The following is a 14,257-nucleotide window of genomic DNA, read 5'->3' as shown; positions in this document are numbered from 1 at the left end:
AAATTTAATTAACATATTGCATTTATAGATATAGGAATTCGTCATGAGCGATCGGGAACAGATGCAGTACGACGTGGTGATTGTCGGTGGCGGCCCGGCCGGGCTGGCCGCAGCGATCCGGCTCAAGCAGTGCAATGCGGCGCTGAATGTCTGTGTGCTGGAAAAAGGCGCACAGCTGGGTGCGCATACACTATCTGGCGCGGTGATCGATCCGGTGGCGCTGGATGAATTGTTGCCCACTTGGCGCACTCAGGCTCCGCAGCTGGCGACCCCGGTTACGCAAGACGAATTTTTGTGGTTGGATGAAGATCAGGCCTTTCGCCTGCCGAGCGCCCTGCTGCCCAAGCCGCTACATAATGAGGGCTGTTTCATTGTGAAGCTGGGTGAAGTGGTGGCGTGGCTGGGTGAGCAAGCCGAAGCGCTGGGGGTGGAAATTTACCCCGGCTTTGCCGCTACCGAAGTGCTGTACGACGCACAGGGTGCCGTGCGCGGGATTGCCACCGGTGATATGGGCATCGCCAAAAACGGCCTGCCCAAGGCCGATTTCACCCGCGGCATTGAAATTGTGGCCGCTTATACCTTGTTTGCCGAAGGCGCACGCGGCTCGCTGGCCGCCGAGCTGGAACAGAAATTTGCCCTACGCACGGCAGCCGACCCGGCGCATTATGGCCTGGGCGTAAAAGAAGTTTGGCAAATTCCGGCCACGCAGCATCAATTGGGCAAAGTAGTGCATGCGCAAGGCTGGCCGCTGGATAATCAAACCGGCGGCGGCGCGTTTATCTATCATCTGCCCAATCAGCAAGTGGCGATTGGCTATGTAGTGCACCTCAATTATCGCAACCCGTATTTGTCGCCATTTGATGAATTGCAGCGCTTTAAAACGCATCCGGCAATTCGCCCGCTGCTGCAAGGCGGCAAACGTATCGCCTATGGCGCGCGGGCGATTAGCGAAGGCGGCTGGCAATCGCTGGGCGAGCTCACCTTTCCGGGTGGCGCCATCATTGGCTGTAGTGCGGGGCTATTGAATGTGCCGCGCATTAAAGGCACCCACAATGCCATTCGCTCGGCCATGTATGCGGCCGAAGCGGTGAGCGAGGCCATCGCCGCCGGTCGCCAGCATGACACGCTCAGCGCCTACCGCGAGCGCCTAGCAGCCTCCCCGGTGATGGCCGAATTGCATGCGGTGCGCAATATCAAACCTGCCCTCACCCGTTTTGGCACCCTGGCCGGAACCCTGTATGCGGGCTGTGAGATGTGGCTGCAACAGCTGGGGCTAAGTGTGCCGTGGACTTTGCACCATCGTCAGCCCGATCATCTCTACCACCTGCCGATGAATGAAGCCACGCCGATTGCTTATCCCAAACCAGATGGCGTGCTGACGTTTAGCAAGCTTGATTCGCTGGCGCTGGCCAATGTTTCGCACGAACACGATCAACCGGCCCATCTGCGCCTGCGCGACCCCGAGCTGATTACGCCGGTGCACCTGCATAACGATAGCCAGGCCGAATGCCATTATTGCCCGGCGGGCGTGTATGAAATTGTGCAGCTCAATGGTCAGCGGCAATATCAGATCAATGCGCAGAACTGCCTGCACTGTAAAACCTGTGATATCAAAGACGCGAAGCAGAATATTCAGTGGACAGCGCCCGAGGGCGGCGGTGGCCCGCTGTATGCGGGGATGTAAGTATCGCGGGTATAGGTCTACAATCCATTTATATTAAAGCCTGTAGCCACATACCCTACGCCAGATCCTATGGCAGCAGTACATAGCAGCCAAGAAAAAAGGGAGCCGCAGCTCCCTTTTTTACGCTCAGCCCCAATGGGGCTCACACCTTATTTCGCCAGCAAAATACGCAGCATGCGACGCAGCGGCTCGGCCGCGCCCCACAGCAGCTGGTCACCGATTACAAAGGCGCTCAGATACTCTGGGCCCATGTTCAGCTTGCGCACACGGCCCACGCCGATGTCGAGCTTGCCGGTGATCGCTGCTGGAGTCAGCTCTTTCACGCTGATTTCGCGATCGTTCGGTACCCATTTCACCCACGGATTGCCTTGCTTGATGATGCTTTCGATCTCGGCCAATGGCAGATCTTTTTTCAGCTTGATGGTCAGTGCCAAGCTGTGGCAACGCATTGCGCCGATACGCACGCACAGGCCATCAACGGGAATCGTGGCGCTAGTGCCGAGGATTTTGTTCACTTCGGCCTGGCCTTTCCACTCTTCTTTGGATTGGCCGTTGTCGAGTTGTTTGTCGATCCACGGAATCAGGCCACCGGCCAGTGGCGCGCCGAAGTATTCGGTTGGCACGTCGGTGCGGATGGTTTCAGCCACTTTTTTGTCGATATCCAGAATCGCTGATGCTGGCGTGGCCAATTCAGCCGCCACCGAGTTGTAAACCACGCCCATACCTTTGAGCAATTCGCGCATGTGGTTAGCACCACCACCCGAAGCGGCTTGGTAAGTCATTGATGACACCCAATCTACCAGCCCGGCTTTAAACAGGCCGCCCATACCCATCAGCATGATCGAGTTGGTACAGTTGCCGCCGATGTAGTTTTTCACGCCTTTGGCCAGTGCCGCCTGAATAACGTCATCATTCACCGGGTCGAGCACGATCACTGCGTCGTCTTCCATACGCAGAGTCGATGCCGCATCAATCCAGTAGCCAGTCCAGCCGCTAGCGCGCAGTTGCGGGAAAATCGCAGTCGTGTAGTCACCGCCCTGGCAAGAGATGATGACATCCATTTTGCTCAGCTCGGCGATGTCGTTCGCGTCTTTCAGCGTGCCCGCATCTTTGCCAAAATTAGGCGCTGCCTGACCGGCTTGCGAGGTAGTGAAAAACACGGGATCGATCAGATCAAAATCTTTTTCTTCCTGCATGCGTTGCATCAGGACCGAACCCACCATACCGCGCCAACCGACTAAACCTACCCGCTTCATGCTTTTTTCCTTGTTGATTACTCGATACAGAGCGCCTGCACTGGCCAGCCACAACCTCAGTTGCGCCCAAGTGCCGCGCATGTTGCCAGAGTACGCCATCCTAGCCGCGCTCTGCGGGGCAACAAACCATTGATATTAGTGAAATTCCGCATATCTGGCTAGCGCCTTTCGGGTAAGATCGGCCGCAAAATCCGTCAGACCGAAAAAAATATGACGATTCGATGTGAATCGTGTATTTTCTGTCCGAACTTACAAGAAAAGCCAGCATAAGACATAGCCCGTGGAGACCGAGAGCATGAGCACTGCACCGCAAGCCCGGCAATTTACCAACCCGATTTTGGTAGCCGCTGCCCAAAAAGTGGAAACCGAACAACTGCAGATGCTGGCGCTGGATTTGGCCTTTCGCATCGAAATGGCGCTGAACTGTGGCCTAGCCCAGCAAATTGACCAATTTCGTGAAAACAGCGAAGGCATGCCTTTTTTCCTGCGCCACCTGCTGCGCGATTTGCGCGCCCTTGATCAAAAAGACAGCACGCTGTCGGCTCCGCTGAAGCGCCGTCTACGCGTCGCGCTGCAACCACACGATCAAACCGGCTCCTTCAAACGTACCCTGCTGGCCAATGAGCCGGGCCAGCTAAGCTCGCTGGCGGTGCGCTAATGCGCTTGGTCATTCAACGTGTGAGCCAGGCGCAGGTTAGCGTCGCTGGCGAGATCGTCGGCCAGATTGGCTGCGGCGCACTGGTACTGGTGGGCATCACGCATGACGATGACCACGCCGATATTGATTACCTGGTCAATAAACTCGCCAACCTGCGTATTTTTGATGATGAAGCCGGGGTTATGAATCGCTCTTTGCTCGATACCGGTGAAGCCGTGCTAGCGGTCAGTCAGTTCACCTTGTATGCCAGCTGCAAAAAGGGCAACCGCCCCAGCTGGAGCGCCGCCGCCCCTGGCGCAATCAGCGAGCCGCTGTTCAATCAGTTTGTCGCCAGCCTAAGCCAGAAACTGGGCCAAGCCATTCCCACCGGCCGTTTTGGGGCTGACATGCAGGTCAGCTTGACCAACGATGGGCCGGTGACCATTCTGCTGGATTCGAAACAGCCCGCCTAAGCCCATTGCGGTAATCCCCTATTTGCCGGCCTGCTGGGCCGGCGTAGAGTAAATTCAAACGCGCCGATTTGACGACAGATTGCAGGGCGCGCAATAAATGTCTGCTAAAGCGTGCTGTTTGCCACGCCTGTCGTGGTTTTTTTGCGCCTATTAATCGACAACTTGCGGGGCGCAAGGCCGTTGGCCGGAAGTACCGCTAAAGCGTCGGTGATCACGGATCACCGGCAAATTCATTGGAGTTTGCCCATGTACGACTGTCTTGAACTGCCTGTAACACCCTTACAGGCCAACCTTGAAGTGACCTCTCGCGTGTCTGTTGCCGACCCATTGCGCCACTGGCGCAATCACCCCCGGCTGGTATTGCGGCTGAGCCCGCACACCGCGCCCCATCGCTTGCAACTGGCCTATGCGGCCGCCGTGAGTTTAGGCTTACCCACCCAGAATCTGCCCGATGGCCGGCTCCTGGTGCTGGATCTCACGCTAGAAGAGGCGCTGGTGTTCAACAGTCGTTTTGCCGACCTGCTGGGTCATTACGAACCGGCCCGTCACCAGCCGCGCTAAGCGGGGGCACGGGCCCCCATGGAGCGCCATGCCAAAACGATTTAACGACGCCAAAGCCACGCTCACCTTAGCGTGGCCGATTATGATCGGCCAGCTGGCGCAAACCGGCACTGCTTTTGTGGATGCGGTGATGGCGGGTCATGTTTCAGCCGGCGATCTGGCCGCCGTTTCAGTTGGCGCCTCGATCTGGACCACCCTGATTGTTACGCTGATGGGGCTGTTGCTGGCCATTAGCCCGCTGGCGGCGGCCAAAGTAGGTGCTGGCAAAGCGGCTGAATTACCGGCCCTAACCCAACAAGCGCTGTATCAGGCGCTGATCACCGGCGGCATCGCTATGCTGCTCGCTCATGCCCTATTGCCAGTGTTCGATCACCTCGGCCTAACCGCAGAAGTCGCCGATAAGGCCAAGCGTTTTCTGGCCGCGGTGAGTTGGGGCCTGCCGGCGCTGGCGATAAGCCGGGTGCTGTATGGCTACAGCTCGGCGCTCAATCAAACCAAGCCGATGATGGTGATTGCACTGATCGCACTGGCGCTGAATGTGCCAGCGAACTGGATTCTAATCTACGGCCATTTTGGTGCGCCAGCACTCGGGGCGGTCGGTTGTGGCTGGGCCACCGCACTGTGCATGTGGGCCAGCGCACTGATGTGGTGGCTGTGGATTCGCAGCGCGACGGTGTACCGCGGCACACATCCCTTTGATACCCTACGGGGTATTCATTGGCCAACCCAATGGCAGCTGGCTAAGCTGGGCATACCCATTGGTTTGATGTTTTTTATTGAAGTCAGCGCCTTTAGTCTGATCGCCTTGCTAATCGCCCGCCTAGGCACGACCGCGGTTGCAGCCCATCAGGTGGCACTCAATTTTGCCTCCTTGCTGTTTATGATCCCGATGGCCATCGGCACCGCCCTCACCGTCCGGGTGGGGCAAGCGGTGGGGGCCAATGACTGGCAGCAGGCACGCCTGATCGGGCAAAACGGTGTGCGGCTAGGCCTTTTGGTGGCTGGAGTTGGTGCGGCGCTGACCATGCTGTTTGGCGAGTTTATTGCCGGCTGGTATACGCAGGATGCTGCCGTACTGGCCTTGGCCACCCAGCTCTTGGTGCTGGCCGGGATTTTCCAGTTTTCGGATGCAACCCAGGTGGTGGCCAGCGGCGTGCTGCGCGGCTATCAATCCACCCGCCTGCCGATGCTGCTGCATATGCTGGCGTTCTGGCTGGTGGGCATGCCACTGGGCTATGCGCTGACCTTTGGCTTCGGGCCAATCAGCGGGATGGGGCCACGCGGCTACTGGATTGCCTTGGTGGTAGCCTTGACCTGCGCAGCGCTCTCCTTGCTAGTGCTATTTGGCCGCCTGAGCCGTGCCCGCCTACGCCAGCATACCTAGGCATAGATACATTGACCAGGTATTGCCGCACAAGCCTTTATAAGCAATTTCTAGAAGGCAATACCCCAATAAAAAACCGGGCCTGGCCCCAGTTTTTTAACCTAATTCTTCTGTTGTTTAACTATTGGACTCACCCCAGCGCGCCATTAGTTGCTGCGGCACGCCCAGCTGATCCAAGATCCGCGCCACCACAAAATCCACCAGCTCATCAATCGATTGCGGATGATGATAAAAGCCCGGATTCGGCGGCAAAATCACCACTCCCAGCCGTGACAGTTTGAGCATATTTTCCAGATGAATAGCGGAAAACGGCGTTTCGCGGGGCACCAGCACCAGCGTTTTGCGCTCTTTAATCATCACATCAGCCGCGCGTTCGACCAGATTATCCGAAGCCCCGTTGGCAATCGCCGACAAAGCCCCCATTGAGCACGGCACCACCACCATGCCGTCGCCGGGATTGCTGCCCGAAGCCATCGGCGCGAACCATTCTTGCTGCCCATACACTTGCAGCTGCTGCGGATCGGCCAGCTGATACTGCGCGCGCAGCTGCTCGGCCAAATCAGCGGCCCGAGCTGGCCAGTGCAGATCGAGCTCTTGCCGCGCCACAATTTGCGCCACCTGGCTATACACCAAGCGCACCTGGCAGCCAGCCGCGAGCAGGCATTCCAGCGTACGCAGGCCATACGGCAGGCCCGAGGCGCCAGTGAGCGCCACCGTGATTACTTTGCTCATGCGTCTCTCTCTTGTAAATCCGCTTGGGCCGGCCAGCGGCGCAAAAGTTGCTCCGCCACCATGCCATTGACCAAACCAAACACTAACCCCATCCCGAGCAAGATGGGGATCAAATACACAATGCCGTTATGCGGAATCAGCCACAGCCGCGCCAATAGCAGCTGCCCTGCGGTGTGCGCGATGGCCGACAACAAAGACAGGCTCACCAGCCCAAACCAGCGGCGCGGCAAATATTGCGCCGCCGCCAGCACCAGCAAACTGCAAGCGCCGCCGGCAAGACTGAGCGCAAAACCGGGCGAGAAAATCCCCCCCAGCACAATGCTCGCCCCCAGAATGCGCAGCACACTCACCCACGCTGCCGCCGCCCAACCCAGTCTTGCAAGGGCAAGCAAAGTCACGATATTCGCCAGCCCCGGTTTCACGCCAGGAATCGGCGAAGGGATACCGGATTCCAGCACGGCCAAGGCAATCGCTATTGCAGCCAGCCGCGCAATCTGGTGATCCTGGGCCGTTACCTGCAAACGTTGCGTGGCAGAATCAGTAGCTGAGGCTGTCATAAGGGCGGGCTTGCTGGCCGGTGAGTTCGATACTGGTGCGATTAGGCAAACAAATTGCCGCCTGTCCGGCCTGCTGCAGCCAACCGGCTTTCACACAATACTGCCGCGGGCTAGGGTCTTGGGCAATGCGGGCTTTACCCTGCCGCACTTCCACCACGGTGGCGCCCAGTGGCCCGGGCACCGCCAAGGTGCGCTGCGCCAGCAAATCCAGCTCAGCGTAAAGTTGTCCATCCTGATAGATCCGCACCCGCGTGGCGCCGGGCTGCTGCCAGCTCCAGTGCGTGAGCACCGCCCACAGCAGCACACTGAGCGCAAGCAAACACCAGTCGCCTACGCGTAAACATCGCCACAACTCAGTGCCCATGCTGCTCGCGATGACGCAGCAAGACCTGCCGCGAACGGGAGAAATGCCGGCGCAATTCTTCAGCCAAATACACCGAACGATGCTGACCGCCCGTGCAGCCAATCGCCACCGTCACATAGCTGCGCTGATCGCGCTCGAACTCGGGCAACCAGCGCTCCAGAAAGCCCAGAATATGCGTCAGATACGGCCCAACGCTGGGCTGGCGCATCAGAAAATCCGCCACCGGCTGATCCATACCGGTGAGTGGGCGCAAGGCCGGATCATAATAGGGATTGGGCAGACAGCGGGCGTCAAACACAAAATCGGCATCCAGTGGAATACCGTGCTTAAAGCCGAAGGATTCAAAAATCAGCGTAACCTTAGCCGCATCGACAGCAATAAACTCGCGCACCCATAACCGCAACTTCGCCGCCGACATGCCGCTGGTATCGATACAGTGGGCGAGCTCGCGCACTTCAGCCAGCATTTCGCGCTCCATAGCGATACATTCAGCCACTGTGAGCGCACCGTTTGACAGTGGATGACTGCGGCGGCTTTCGGAATAGCGGCGCACGATGGTGTCGTCCGTAGCTTCCAAAAATAGACACCGCACATCCAAGCCTGCAGCTTTCAATTCGAGCACTTTCTCTGGCAACGACAAAAGGTTATGCGCACTACGCGCATCCACCGCAATCGCCACGCGCGGGTAACCATCACGATCAAGCATTGAAACTGCATCGCCAAGTAGGGGCGCGGGCAGATTATCCATGCAGTAGTAGCCCAGATCTTCCAGCGCCCGCAAAGCCACGGATTTGCCGGCGCCCGAAAGGCCAGACAGCAGGATGACCTGCTGATGGTGTAGCGGCGGGTGGGTGATGGTTGGCATTTACTCCCCCATTTCCATGAATTTCTGGTGGCGTTCGATAAACTCACGCGTAGAATCGATCCCGCGCAATTGCAAAATATAATTGCGCACTGCCGATTCAACCAGCACCGCCAGATTACGGCCGGCGGCTACCGGAATCACCAATTTGCGCACCGGCACATCCAGAATCGCCTGGGTAGCCGCCTGCATCTGCAGCCGATCGACCGGTGTCAGCGATTCACCACCGGCTTTGGCCAAATGGATAATCAATTTCAATGTTTTCTTCGGCCGCACCGCCGTCTCACCAAAAATGGTGCGGATATTCAGCACCCCAATCCCGCGCACTTCCAAGAAATCGCGCAGCATCGGCGGGCAGCGCCCTTCCAAGGTTTCCGGGTTGGTACGATACACTTCAACCACATCATCGGCCACCAAGCCATGGCCGCGTGAAATCAGCTCGAGCGCCAATTCGGATTTACCCATGGATGACTCACCGGTAAGCAACACGCCCACCTCCAGAACATCCATAAATACCCCATGCAGGTGTGTCGATACAGCCAGCGCCTTGCTTAGGTAGTAGCGCAATACCTCCATTAAATACGGAGATTGCTCAGGGCTAGTGAGCAAAGGTACATGATGACGCTCGGCCGCATCGCGCAAAGCGTCGGGTACAACTTGGCCATTAGCGACAATCATGGCCGCCATTTCATTGCCAAAGAGCTGATTCAAACTGCTGAGCTGCACCTCAGGGGAAAGCGCATTGAGATAAGCGACTTCGGCAATCCCGAGTACTTGAATCCGGTTGGGGTGCACAAAATTCAAATGCCCAACCAGTGACAATGAGGGCTTTTGCTCACTTTCGTCATTAGAGAGCAGATTATTTGCCCCAGATTGACCGGCAACCCAGGTGAGGCGCAATTTTTCGGCGTTATCAATAAACAGCTGGCGGGCAGTGATCTGTGGCATACCGGTCTCAAAAAAAAACTGCATCGGCACATGGATGCAGTTTTGATTATGAAGCAGGCCAGTGGCTGGCGTCCAGCCAAGCTGGCCGAGTCAATTAGGCAAAATCGGCGCCGTAGGGCTCCCAACTGGCGATCCGCTCCCAGACCTGATGCGCTTCGGTCATGGTGTTTAGCTCTTCACGCAACTGCTTGTCGGAAAACAGCTGCGCCAACTCAGACAGAATCTGCAAATGCAGATCGGTAGCATTGGCGGGCACCAGTAGCACAAAAATCAAAGCCACAGGCTTGCTATCTGGGGCATCAAATGGAATCGGTTCTTTCAGGCGCACAAATGCGCCGGTGGCTTCTTTCAGACCTTTGATCCGCCCGTGTGGAATCGCCACGCCTTGGCCAAGGCCGGTGGAGCCCAGTTTTTCGCGGGCAAACAGGCTATCAAAGATCACGCTACGCGCGATGCCATGGCTATTTTCAAACACGATCCCCACGTGCTCGAACACCCGCTTCTTGCTTCCCACATCCAGATCGAGAAACACATTGGTGGTTGGCAGGATTTTGGTAATGAGGCTCATGGTGTTGGTGTATTTCCTTATGGTCGAGCTATTGTACTTGCCTTGCGGGCAAACAAAAACGGGAACGACTCGCGGCGTTCCCGTTGTATTGCCTACGCAACGTAATTATTCTTCGGCCACCGCCTGATGTTTCAGCGCCTCATTGCGATGCGAAGAGAGCTTTTCTTTGTGTTTGACCAGCTGGCGATCCAGTTTGTCCATCAGGACATCAATCGCGGCATACAGGTCTTCCTCAATCGATTCGATGTGGATGTCTTTACCACTGACATGCACAGTAACCTCGGCTTTGTGCTGCAGTTTATCAACCGCCAGAATGACCGTTGCATCGATCACGTTGTCAAAATGACGAATCACGCGTTCGATTTTACTGCTCACGTAATCGCGGATAGCTGGAGTAACTTCAAGATGATGACCGCTGATATTGAGGTTCATATTATTGCTCCTTCGTTTTTATGCGCCCATTACAGGCTTTTGCGCTGACTGGCAGGCGCGATACCTAACGCCTCCCGATATTTAGCAACGGTGCGCCGCGCAACTGCCACACCCTGCTTTGCGAGTTCTTCCGTTATAGCATTATCGGATAACGGTTTCTGTGCATTTTCCTGCTGGACCAGCTGTTTGATCAAAGCTTTGATCGCGGTCGCCGAGTTTTCCCCACCGCTGTCATTTTCAACATGACTACCGAAGAAATATTTGTACTCCAAAACCCCGCGGGGTGTCAGCATAAATTTTTGCGTTGTCACCCGCGAGATGGTGGATTCATGCAAATCCAGCTCTTCGGCGATGTCCCGTAGCACCAAGGGTTTCATCGCCACTTCGCCATATTCAAAGAACGCTTGCTGCCGCGCCACAATCGCTTGCGCCACGCGCAAAATGGTATTGCCACGCTGCTCAATGCTTTTAATCAACCAGCGCGCCTCCTGCAGCTGGCCCGCCAAACTCTCGCCGGCTTGCCCCTGCAACACCCGCGCATACATCTCATTGACTTTCAGCTTGGGTTGCGCCGCCTGATTCAGCCGTACCGACCAGCGGCCGCGCACCTTTTGCACCAACACATCTGGCACAACATAGCGGGCTGTTTCGCCGCCCCAATTGGCCGCCGGACGCGGGTTCAAACTACGAATAATCTGCTGCGCTTCTTTTAACTGGACTTCATTGCACTGCAAAAGTTTCTTTAAACGGGTGAAATCCCGTACCGCAAGTAATTCCAAGCCTTCTAGCAGTACCCGTTTAGCTAACTCTACCGCAGGGCTGGGCGGCAATTGTTTGAGCTGGAGCAATAAACACTCGCCCAGCGAGCGCGCGCCGACGCCCAATGGCTCCAGCTGCAATAAATGCTGATGTGCGATCTGCAGCTCAGCCATTTCCAGCTCAAGCTCCGCGACGAATTCCGCTGGCAGCTGCTCAAATACCTCCTCTAGCGACACCGGCAATAAGCCATCGTCGTCCAGCGCTTCAATAAGCATGGTGAGCAAAGCAAAATCACGGGCAGGTAAAGCCAGCAAGCGAGCTTGCGCCAACAGGTGATCACGCAGGCTAAGCTCAATGGCAACCCGCAGCGTGGGATCATGCTCGTCATCATCATCAAACGATTGGCTACCACGCACCTCATCCCAGCGCAGTCCATCATCTTCAAAATCATCACGCTCGGTAGTACTGGTGTCTTGGGCTTCGCTGGCATCGGCACTATCCAGGCCATGGTCTTCGCGTTCGAGCAGCGGATTGTCAGCGAGGTACTGCTCGATTTCCTGTTGGAAATCCAGCGTAGAGAGTTGCAGCAGTTTGATCGACTGCTGAAGTTGCGGCGTGAGGTTGAGCTGCTGCGCCATGCGCAGCTGCAGACTTTGCTTCATAAACTGCGGCCAGTGATGCTACATACGGAAATGCTCGCCCAAATACACGCGGCGAACATCTTCATTATTCACAATCTCGGCCGGTTTACCAGCCGCCATCACGGCCCCTTCAGAGATGATATAGGCGCGGTCACAAATCCCGAGGGTTTCTCGTACATTGTGATCGGTAATCAGCACCCCGATGCCCCGCTCTTTCAAAAAGCCAATAATGCGTTGAATATCAATCACCGCAATCGGGTCTACCCCGGCAAATGGCTCATCTAGCAACACAAACTGCGGGTTGGAAGCCAGCGCGCGGGCGATCTCCACCCGGCGGCGCTCACCGCCTGACAAACTCATAGCATTGCTGTTGCGCAAATGCCCCACATGCAGGTCATGCAGCAAGGCATCGAGTCGCTCGGCAATCTCGGTTTTGTCCTTGTAATGCAGCTCCAGCACGGCCTGAATGTTTTCCGCCACGGTCATTTTGCGGAAAATCGATGCCTCTTGCGGCAAATAACCCAAGCCCAAACGCGCCCGCTGGTGAATAGGCTGCTGGCTAACATCAACACCATCGAGCTCAATCCGGCCCTCATCCATGCGCACCAGACCCACAATCATGTAGAAGCTGGTGGTTTTACCGGCACCATTGGGGCCTAAGAGACCCACCACTTCACCGCTGCTGACTTCGAGCGACACATCACGCACCACCGTGCGTTTTTTGTAGGACTTTTGTAGATGCTGGGCTTTGAGCGTACTCATTGGCTAACTTCTTTCTTGGTAGGCTGGCTGGCGTCTTTTTTCTTCGGGTTGAGCGTGATATTCACCCGACCACCCGCCTTACTTTGCGCTTGGTAAAACTCGGTATTCATGTCGTAGGTGATTTTATCGCCCACCACCAAATCCTGATTGCGCTTGACCCAGGCTTTGTCCATCAACACCAGAAAGCCCTTTGCACCGTCGTAATCAAAGCGGAGTGCTTCGGCATCCAGTGGCTCGCCCGAATCCAGCCGTTGTTTGAAACGCACCGGGCGGCCTTCACCCTGGGCAAACTGATGGCCTTGTTCATCTTGCCGGGTGGTCAGTTTATCGGCCCGCATTACCATCGTGCCCTGCGTCACCACCACATTGCCGGTACAGACGCTTTGCTGGGTCTTTTGATCCATCACACAATTATCGGCCACGATATTCATCGGTTTCTCGCGGTCGGCAGTTTCGGCCCACGCAGAATTAGCGAGTAGCAGTGCCAGTAAGGGCAGCGCGAGCAGTCGGGACATATGTCATTCTCACTTTGGATAGTAAATTCAGAGTTTGCTGAGCATTATCGGCGATAAAGCCCACCGCTTCGGCATGATGCGGGCCCATATCCGCCACCACCGGTGTACTAGCGCGGGCGATGCTGGTCGCCTGATCATAAAACACATCGCTACTGCGCACGACCAATTCGGCTTGCTGGCCAAATGCCGCACGGCGTAGTTCGGTCGCATCTTCAAACCAAACCTGCGACGCTTTGTTAGTGGTTTTCGCCCGCACGCCGGTCACCACAATATTGGGTTTGCCCGGTTCAGTCTGGGTAAGCTTTGGCTGCTTAAACAGCAGCGTGTCATTGGCCCGCAGGTGTTTCACTTCCTGCGCGATCAGCGTCGAGCGGATTTGCCCTTGCTCATCAAAGCGCTGCAATACCGCCAGATTCACAATCATATCCGGGGTATTGGGGTCGGCCTCGACCGTAATGACAGTTTGAATCGCGGCCCGGCTCAAGCCCCAGATCAGCGCCCCAACCAGCAGCAGCAACACAAGGGGCAGCGCCCAGATGGTTAAACTTCGCAAGCGTTTTCCCCTACCAGCCCATTAAGCCAGATACGGCGCTAAAGCCGCATCCAGTGTACCTTGGCTGGCCATAATCAATTCGCAGACTTCGCGCACCGCGCCATGCCCGCCTTGGCGGCCCGTCACATAATGGGCGTGCTGTTGTACCAGCTCTGGCGCAGCCGGCACGGCCACCGCAAAGTGCACGCGCCGCATGACGGGCAGATCAATCACATCATCACCCATATACCCGCATTCTTCAGCGCTCACGCCCGCTTCGGCGAGCAACTTCTGGAAAGTTTGCAGTTTGTCATGGGCGCCTTGATGCAGAAAATCAATCCCCAGATTACGCGCCCGGTGCTCTACCAAGCGTGAATTACGCCCGGTAATAATCGCCAGCTTCACGCCGGAATTTTTCAGCATTTTCAAACCGTGGCCATCCAGCGAATTAAACGCCTTCAGCTCTTCACCGGCATCGGTATAGTACAAACCGCCGTCGGTCATTACACCGTCAACGTCAAAAATCATCAGTTTGACTTGCTTGGCACGCTCAATCATGGCTTCTCTTTAAGGGGTATCAGTCTGAAATC

General features: G+C 56.4%; 18 protein-coding genes. 5 read left to right on the top strand and 13 right to left on the bottom strand.

The annotated features are described in order from the left end of the window. Positions 1 to 43: 43 nt before the first annotated feature. Positions 44 to 1,684 carry an electron transfer flavoprotein-ubiquinone oxidoreductase gene (locus tag G482_RS0102755; RefSeq protein ID WP_028448743.1) on the top strand — a complete coding sequence of 547 codons (1,641 nt, stop codon included), beginning with the start codon at positions 44 to 46 and terminating at the stop codon, positions 1,682 to 1,684. A 149-nt stretch (positions 1,685 to 1,833) separates the two neighbouring features. On the opposite strand, the gene asd is transcribed toward G482_RS0102755, so the two are convergent. Beyond that, positions 1,834 to 2,940, bottom strand: a complete 1,107-nt coding sequence (asd, locus tag G482_RS0102750) for an aspartate-semialdehyde dehydrogenase (protein WP_028448742.1) — start codon at positions 2,938 to 2,940, stop codon at positions 1,834 to 1,836. A 295-nt stretch (positions 2,941 to 3,235) separates the two neighbouring features. Here asd and G482_RS0102745 point away from each other — a divergent pair, with 295 nt between their 5' ends. The 4 genes from G482_RS0102745 (at position 3,236) to G482_RS17045 (ending at position 5,995) form a co-directional block, all read left to right on the top strand. Then, entirely contained in the window at positions 3,236 to 3,598 is a 363-nt protein-coding gene (locus G482_RS0102745) for a hypothetical protein (RefSeq protein ID WP_028448741.1), read from the top strand. Further along, on the top strand, positions 3,598 to 4,050 hold the full coding sequence (gene dtd / locus G482_RS0102740; RefSeq protein ID WP_028448740.1) for a D-aminoacyl-tRNA deacylase: 453 nt from the start codon (positions 3,598 to 3,600) through the stop codon (positions 4,048 to 4,050). Before G482_RS0102745 ends, dtd begins: the two co-directional genes overlap by 1 nt. Before the next feature lie 246 nt (positions 4,051 to 4,296). After that, on the top strand, positions 4,297 to 4,611 hold the full coding sequence (locus G482_RS0102735; RefSeq protein ID WP_028448739.1) for a hypothetical protein: 315 nt from the start codon (positions 4,297 to 4,299) through the stop codon (positions 4,609 to 4,611). Positions 4,612 to 4,639: 28 nt separating this feature from the next. Next, positions 4,640 to 5,995 (top strand): MATE family efflux transporter, encoded by a 1,356-nt coding sequence (locus G482_RS17045; RefSeq protein ID WP_034618653.1) that lies wholly within the window; start codon positions 4,640 to 4,642, stop codon positions 5,993 to 5,995. 117 nt (positions 5,996 to 6,112) lie between these two features. Here the strand turns inward: G482_RS17045 and G482_RS0102725 are convergent, their stop codons facing one another. From G482_RS0102725 to kdsC, 12 genes are all read right to left on the bottom strand, one after another. After that, positions 6,113 to 6,727, bottom strand: a complete 615-nt coding sequence (locus G482_RS0102725; RefSeq protein ID WP_028448738.1) for a flavin prenyltransferase UbiX — start codon at positions 6,725 to 6,727, stop codon at positions 6,113 to 6,115. Further along, complete coding sequence (locus tag G482_RS17040; RefSeq protein WP_034618652.1) at positions 6,724 to 7,284, bottom strand: Gx transporter family protein; 561 nt, start codon at positions 7,282 to 7,284, stop codon at positions 6,724 to 6,726. The genes G482_RS0102725 and G482_RS17040 overlap by 4 nt, the downstream gene beginning before the upstream one ends. Continuing rightward, positions 7,265 to 7,603 (bottom strand): NusG domain II-containing protein, encoded by a 339-nt coding sequence (locus G482_RS0102715; RefSeq protein WP_245575230.1) that lies wholly within the window; start codon positions 7,601 to 7,603, stop codon positions 7,265 to 7,267. Before G482_RS0102715 ends, G482_RS17040 begins: the two co-directional genes overlap by 20 nt. Positions 7,604 to 7,637: 34 nt before the next feature. Then, entirely contained in the window at positions 7,638 to 8,513 is an 876-nt protein-coding gene (rapZ, locus tag G482_RS0102710) for an RNase adapter RapZ (protein ID WP_051258667.1), read from the bottom strand. Further along, entirely contained in the window at positions 8,514 to 9,458 is a 945-nt protein-coding gene (gene hprK / locus G482_RS0102705) for an HPr(Ser) kinase/phosphatase (RefSeq protein ID WP_028448735.1), read from the bottom strand. Positions 9,459 to 9,552: 94 nt separating this feature from the next. Further along, a complete protein-coding gene (locus G482_RS0102700) occupies positions 9,553 to 10,026 on the bottom strand; it encodes a PTS sugar transporter subunit IIA (RefSeq protein ID WP_028448734.1) in 474 nt (157 codons plus the stop codon). Positions 10,027 to 10,131: 105 nt separating this feature from the next. Further along, complete coding sequence (hpf, locus tag G482_RS0102695; RefSeq protein ID WP_028448733.1) at positions 10,132 to 10,458, bottom strand: ribosome hibernation-promoting factor, HPF/YfiA family; 327 nt, start codon at positions 10,456 to 10,458, stop codon at positions 10,132 to 10,134. A gap of 29 nt (positions 10,459 to 10,487) precedes the next feature. Beyond that, positions 10,488 to 11,879: an RNA polymerase factor sigma-54 gene (locus tag G482_RS0102690; protein ID WP_028448732.1), complete on the bottom strand. Its 1,392-nt coding sequence runs from the start codon at positions 11,877 to 11,879 to the stop codon at positions 10,488 to 10,490. 18 nt (positions 11,880 to 11,897) lie between these two features. Next, on the bottom strand, positions 11,898 to 12,620 hold the full coding sequence (gene lptB, locus G482_RS0102685) for an LPS export ABC transporter ATP-binding protein (protein WP_028448731.1): 723 nt from the start codon (positions 12,618 to 12,620) through the stop codon (positions 11,898 to 11,900). Beyond that, on the bottom strand, positions 12,617 to 13,135 hold the full coding sequence (gene lptA, locus G482_RS0102680; RefSeq protein WP_028448730.1) for a lipopolysaccharide transport periplasmic protein LptA: 519 nt from the start codon (positions 13,133 to 13,135) through the stop codon (positions 12,617 to 12,619). The genes lptB and lptA overlap by 4 nt, the downstream gene beginning before the upstream one ends. Continuing rightward, a complete protein-coding gene (gene lptC, locus G482_RS0102675; RefSeq protein WP_084414432.1) occupies positions 13,089 to 13,688 on the bottom strand; it encodes an LPS export ABC transporter periplasmic protein LptC in 600 nt (199 codons plus the stop codon). The genes lptA and lptC overlap by 47 nt, the downstream gene beginning before the upstream one ends. 21 nt (positions 13,689 to 13,709) lie before the next feature. Then, positions 13,710 to 14,225: a 3-deoxy-manno-octulosonate-8-phosphatase KdsC gene (gene kdsC, locus G482_RS0102670; protein ID WP_028448728.1), complete on the bottom strand. Its 516-nt coding sequence runs from the start codon at positions 14,223 to 14,225 to the stop codon at positions 13,710 to 13,712. Between the last annotated feature and the right edge of the window lie 32 nt (positions 14,226 to 14,257).

It is taken from the genome of Chitinibacter tainanensis DSM 15459 (assembly GCF_000429785.1).
Taxonomy (GTDB): domain Bacteria; phylum Pseudomonadota; class Gammaproteobacteria; order Burkholderiales; family Chitinibacteraceae; genus Chitinibacter; species Chitinibacter tainanensis.
The sequence above is the reverse complement of the archived record's forward strand: the minus strand, read 5'-3'. Positions and strand labels throughout refer to the sequence as shown.

Excerpts from the sequence above, each read along its gene's own strand:
- dtd (WP_028448740.1), top strand. The coding sequence starts at position 3,598 with ATGCGCTTGGTCATTCAACGTGTGAGCCAGGCGCAGGTTAGCGTCGCT.
- G482_RS0102690 (WP_028448732.1), bottom strand. The coding sequence starts at position 11,879 with ATGAAGCAAAGTCTGCAGCTGCGCATGGCGCAGCAGCTCAACCTCACG.
- G482_RS17045 (WP_034618653.1), top strand. The coding sequence starts at position 4,640 with ATGCCAAAACGATTTAACGACGCCAAAGCCACGCTCACCTTAGCGTGG.
- G482_RS0102755 (WP_028448743.1), top strand. The coding sequence starts at position 44 with ATGAGCGATCGGGAACAGATGCAGTACGACGTGGTGATTGTCGGTGGC.
- kdsC (WP_028448728.1), bottom strand. The coding sequence starts at position 14,225 with ATGATTGAGCGTGCCAAGCAAGTCAAACTGATGATTTTTGACGTTGAC.
- G482_RS17040 (WP_034618652.1), bottom strand. The coding sequence starts at position 7,284 with ATGACAGCCTCAGCTACTGATTCTGCCACGCAACGTTTGCAGGTAACG.
- G482_RS0102725 (WP_028448738.1), bottom strand. The coding sequence starts at position 6,727 with ATGAGCAAAGTAATCACGGTGGCGCTCACTGGCGCCTCGGGCCTGCCG.
- asd (WP_028448742.1), bottom strand. The coding sequence starts at position 2,940 with ATGAAGCGGGTAGGTTTAGTCGGTTGGCGCGGTATGGTGGGTTCGGTC.
- hpf (WP_028448733.1), bottom strand. The coding sequence starts at position 10,458 with ATGAACCTCAATATCAGCGGTCATCATCTTGAAGTTACTCCAGCTATC.
- hprK (WP_028448735.1), bottom strand. The coding sequence starts at position 9,458 with ATGCCACAGATCACTGCCCGCCAGCTGTTTATTGATAACGCCGAAAAA.
- lptA (WP_028448730.1), bottom strand. The coding sequence starts at position 13,135 with ATGTCCCGACTGCTCGCGCTGCCCTTACTGGCACTGCTACTCGCTAAT.
- G482_RS0102745 (WP_028448741.1), top strand. The coding sequence starts at position 3,236 with ATGAGCACTGCACCGCAAGCCCGGCAATTTACCAACCCGATTTTGGTA.
- lptB (WP_028448731.1), bottom strand. The coding sequence starts at position 12,620 with ATGAGTACGCTCAAAGCCCAGCATCTACAAAAGTCCTACAAAAAACGC.
- G482_RS0102700 (WP_028448734.1), bottom strand. The coding sequence starts at position 10,026 with ATGAGCCTCATTACCAAAATCCTGCCAACCACCAATGTGTTTCTCGAT.
- rapZ (WP_051258667.1), bottom strand. The coding sequence starts at position 8,513 with ATGCCAACCATCACCCACCCGCCGCTACACCATCAGCAGGTCATCCTG.
- G482_RS0102735 (WP_028448739.1), top strand. The coding sequence starts at position 4,297 with ATGTACGACTGTCTTGAACTGCCTGTAACACCCTTACAGGCCAACCTT.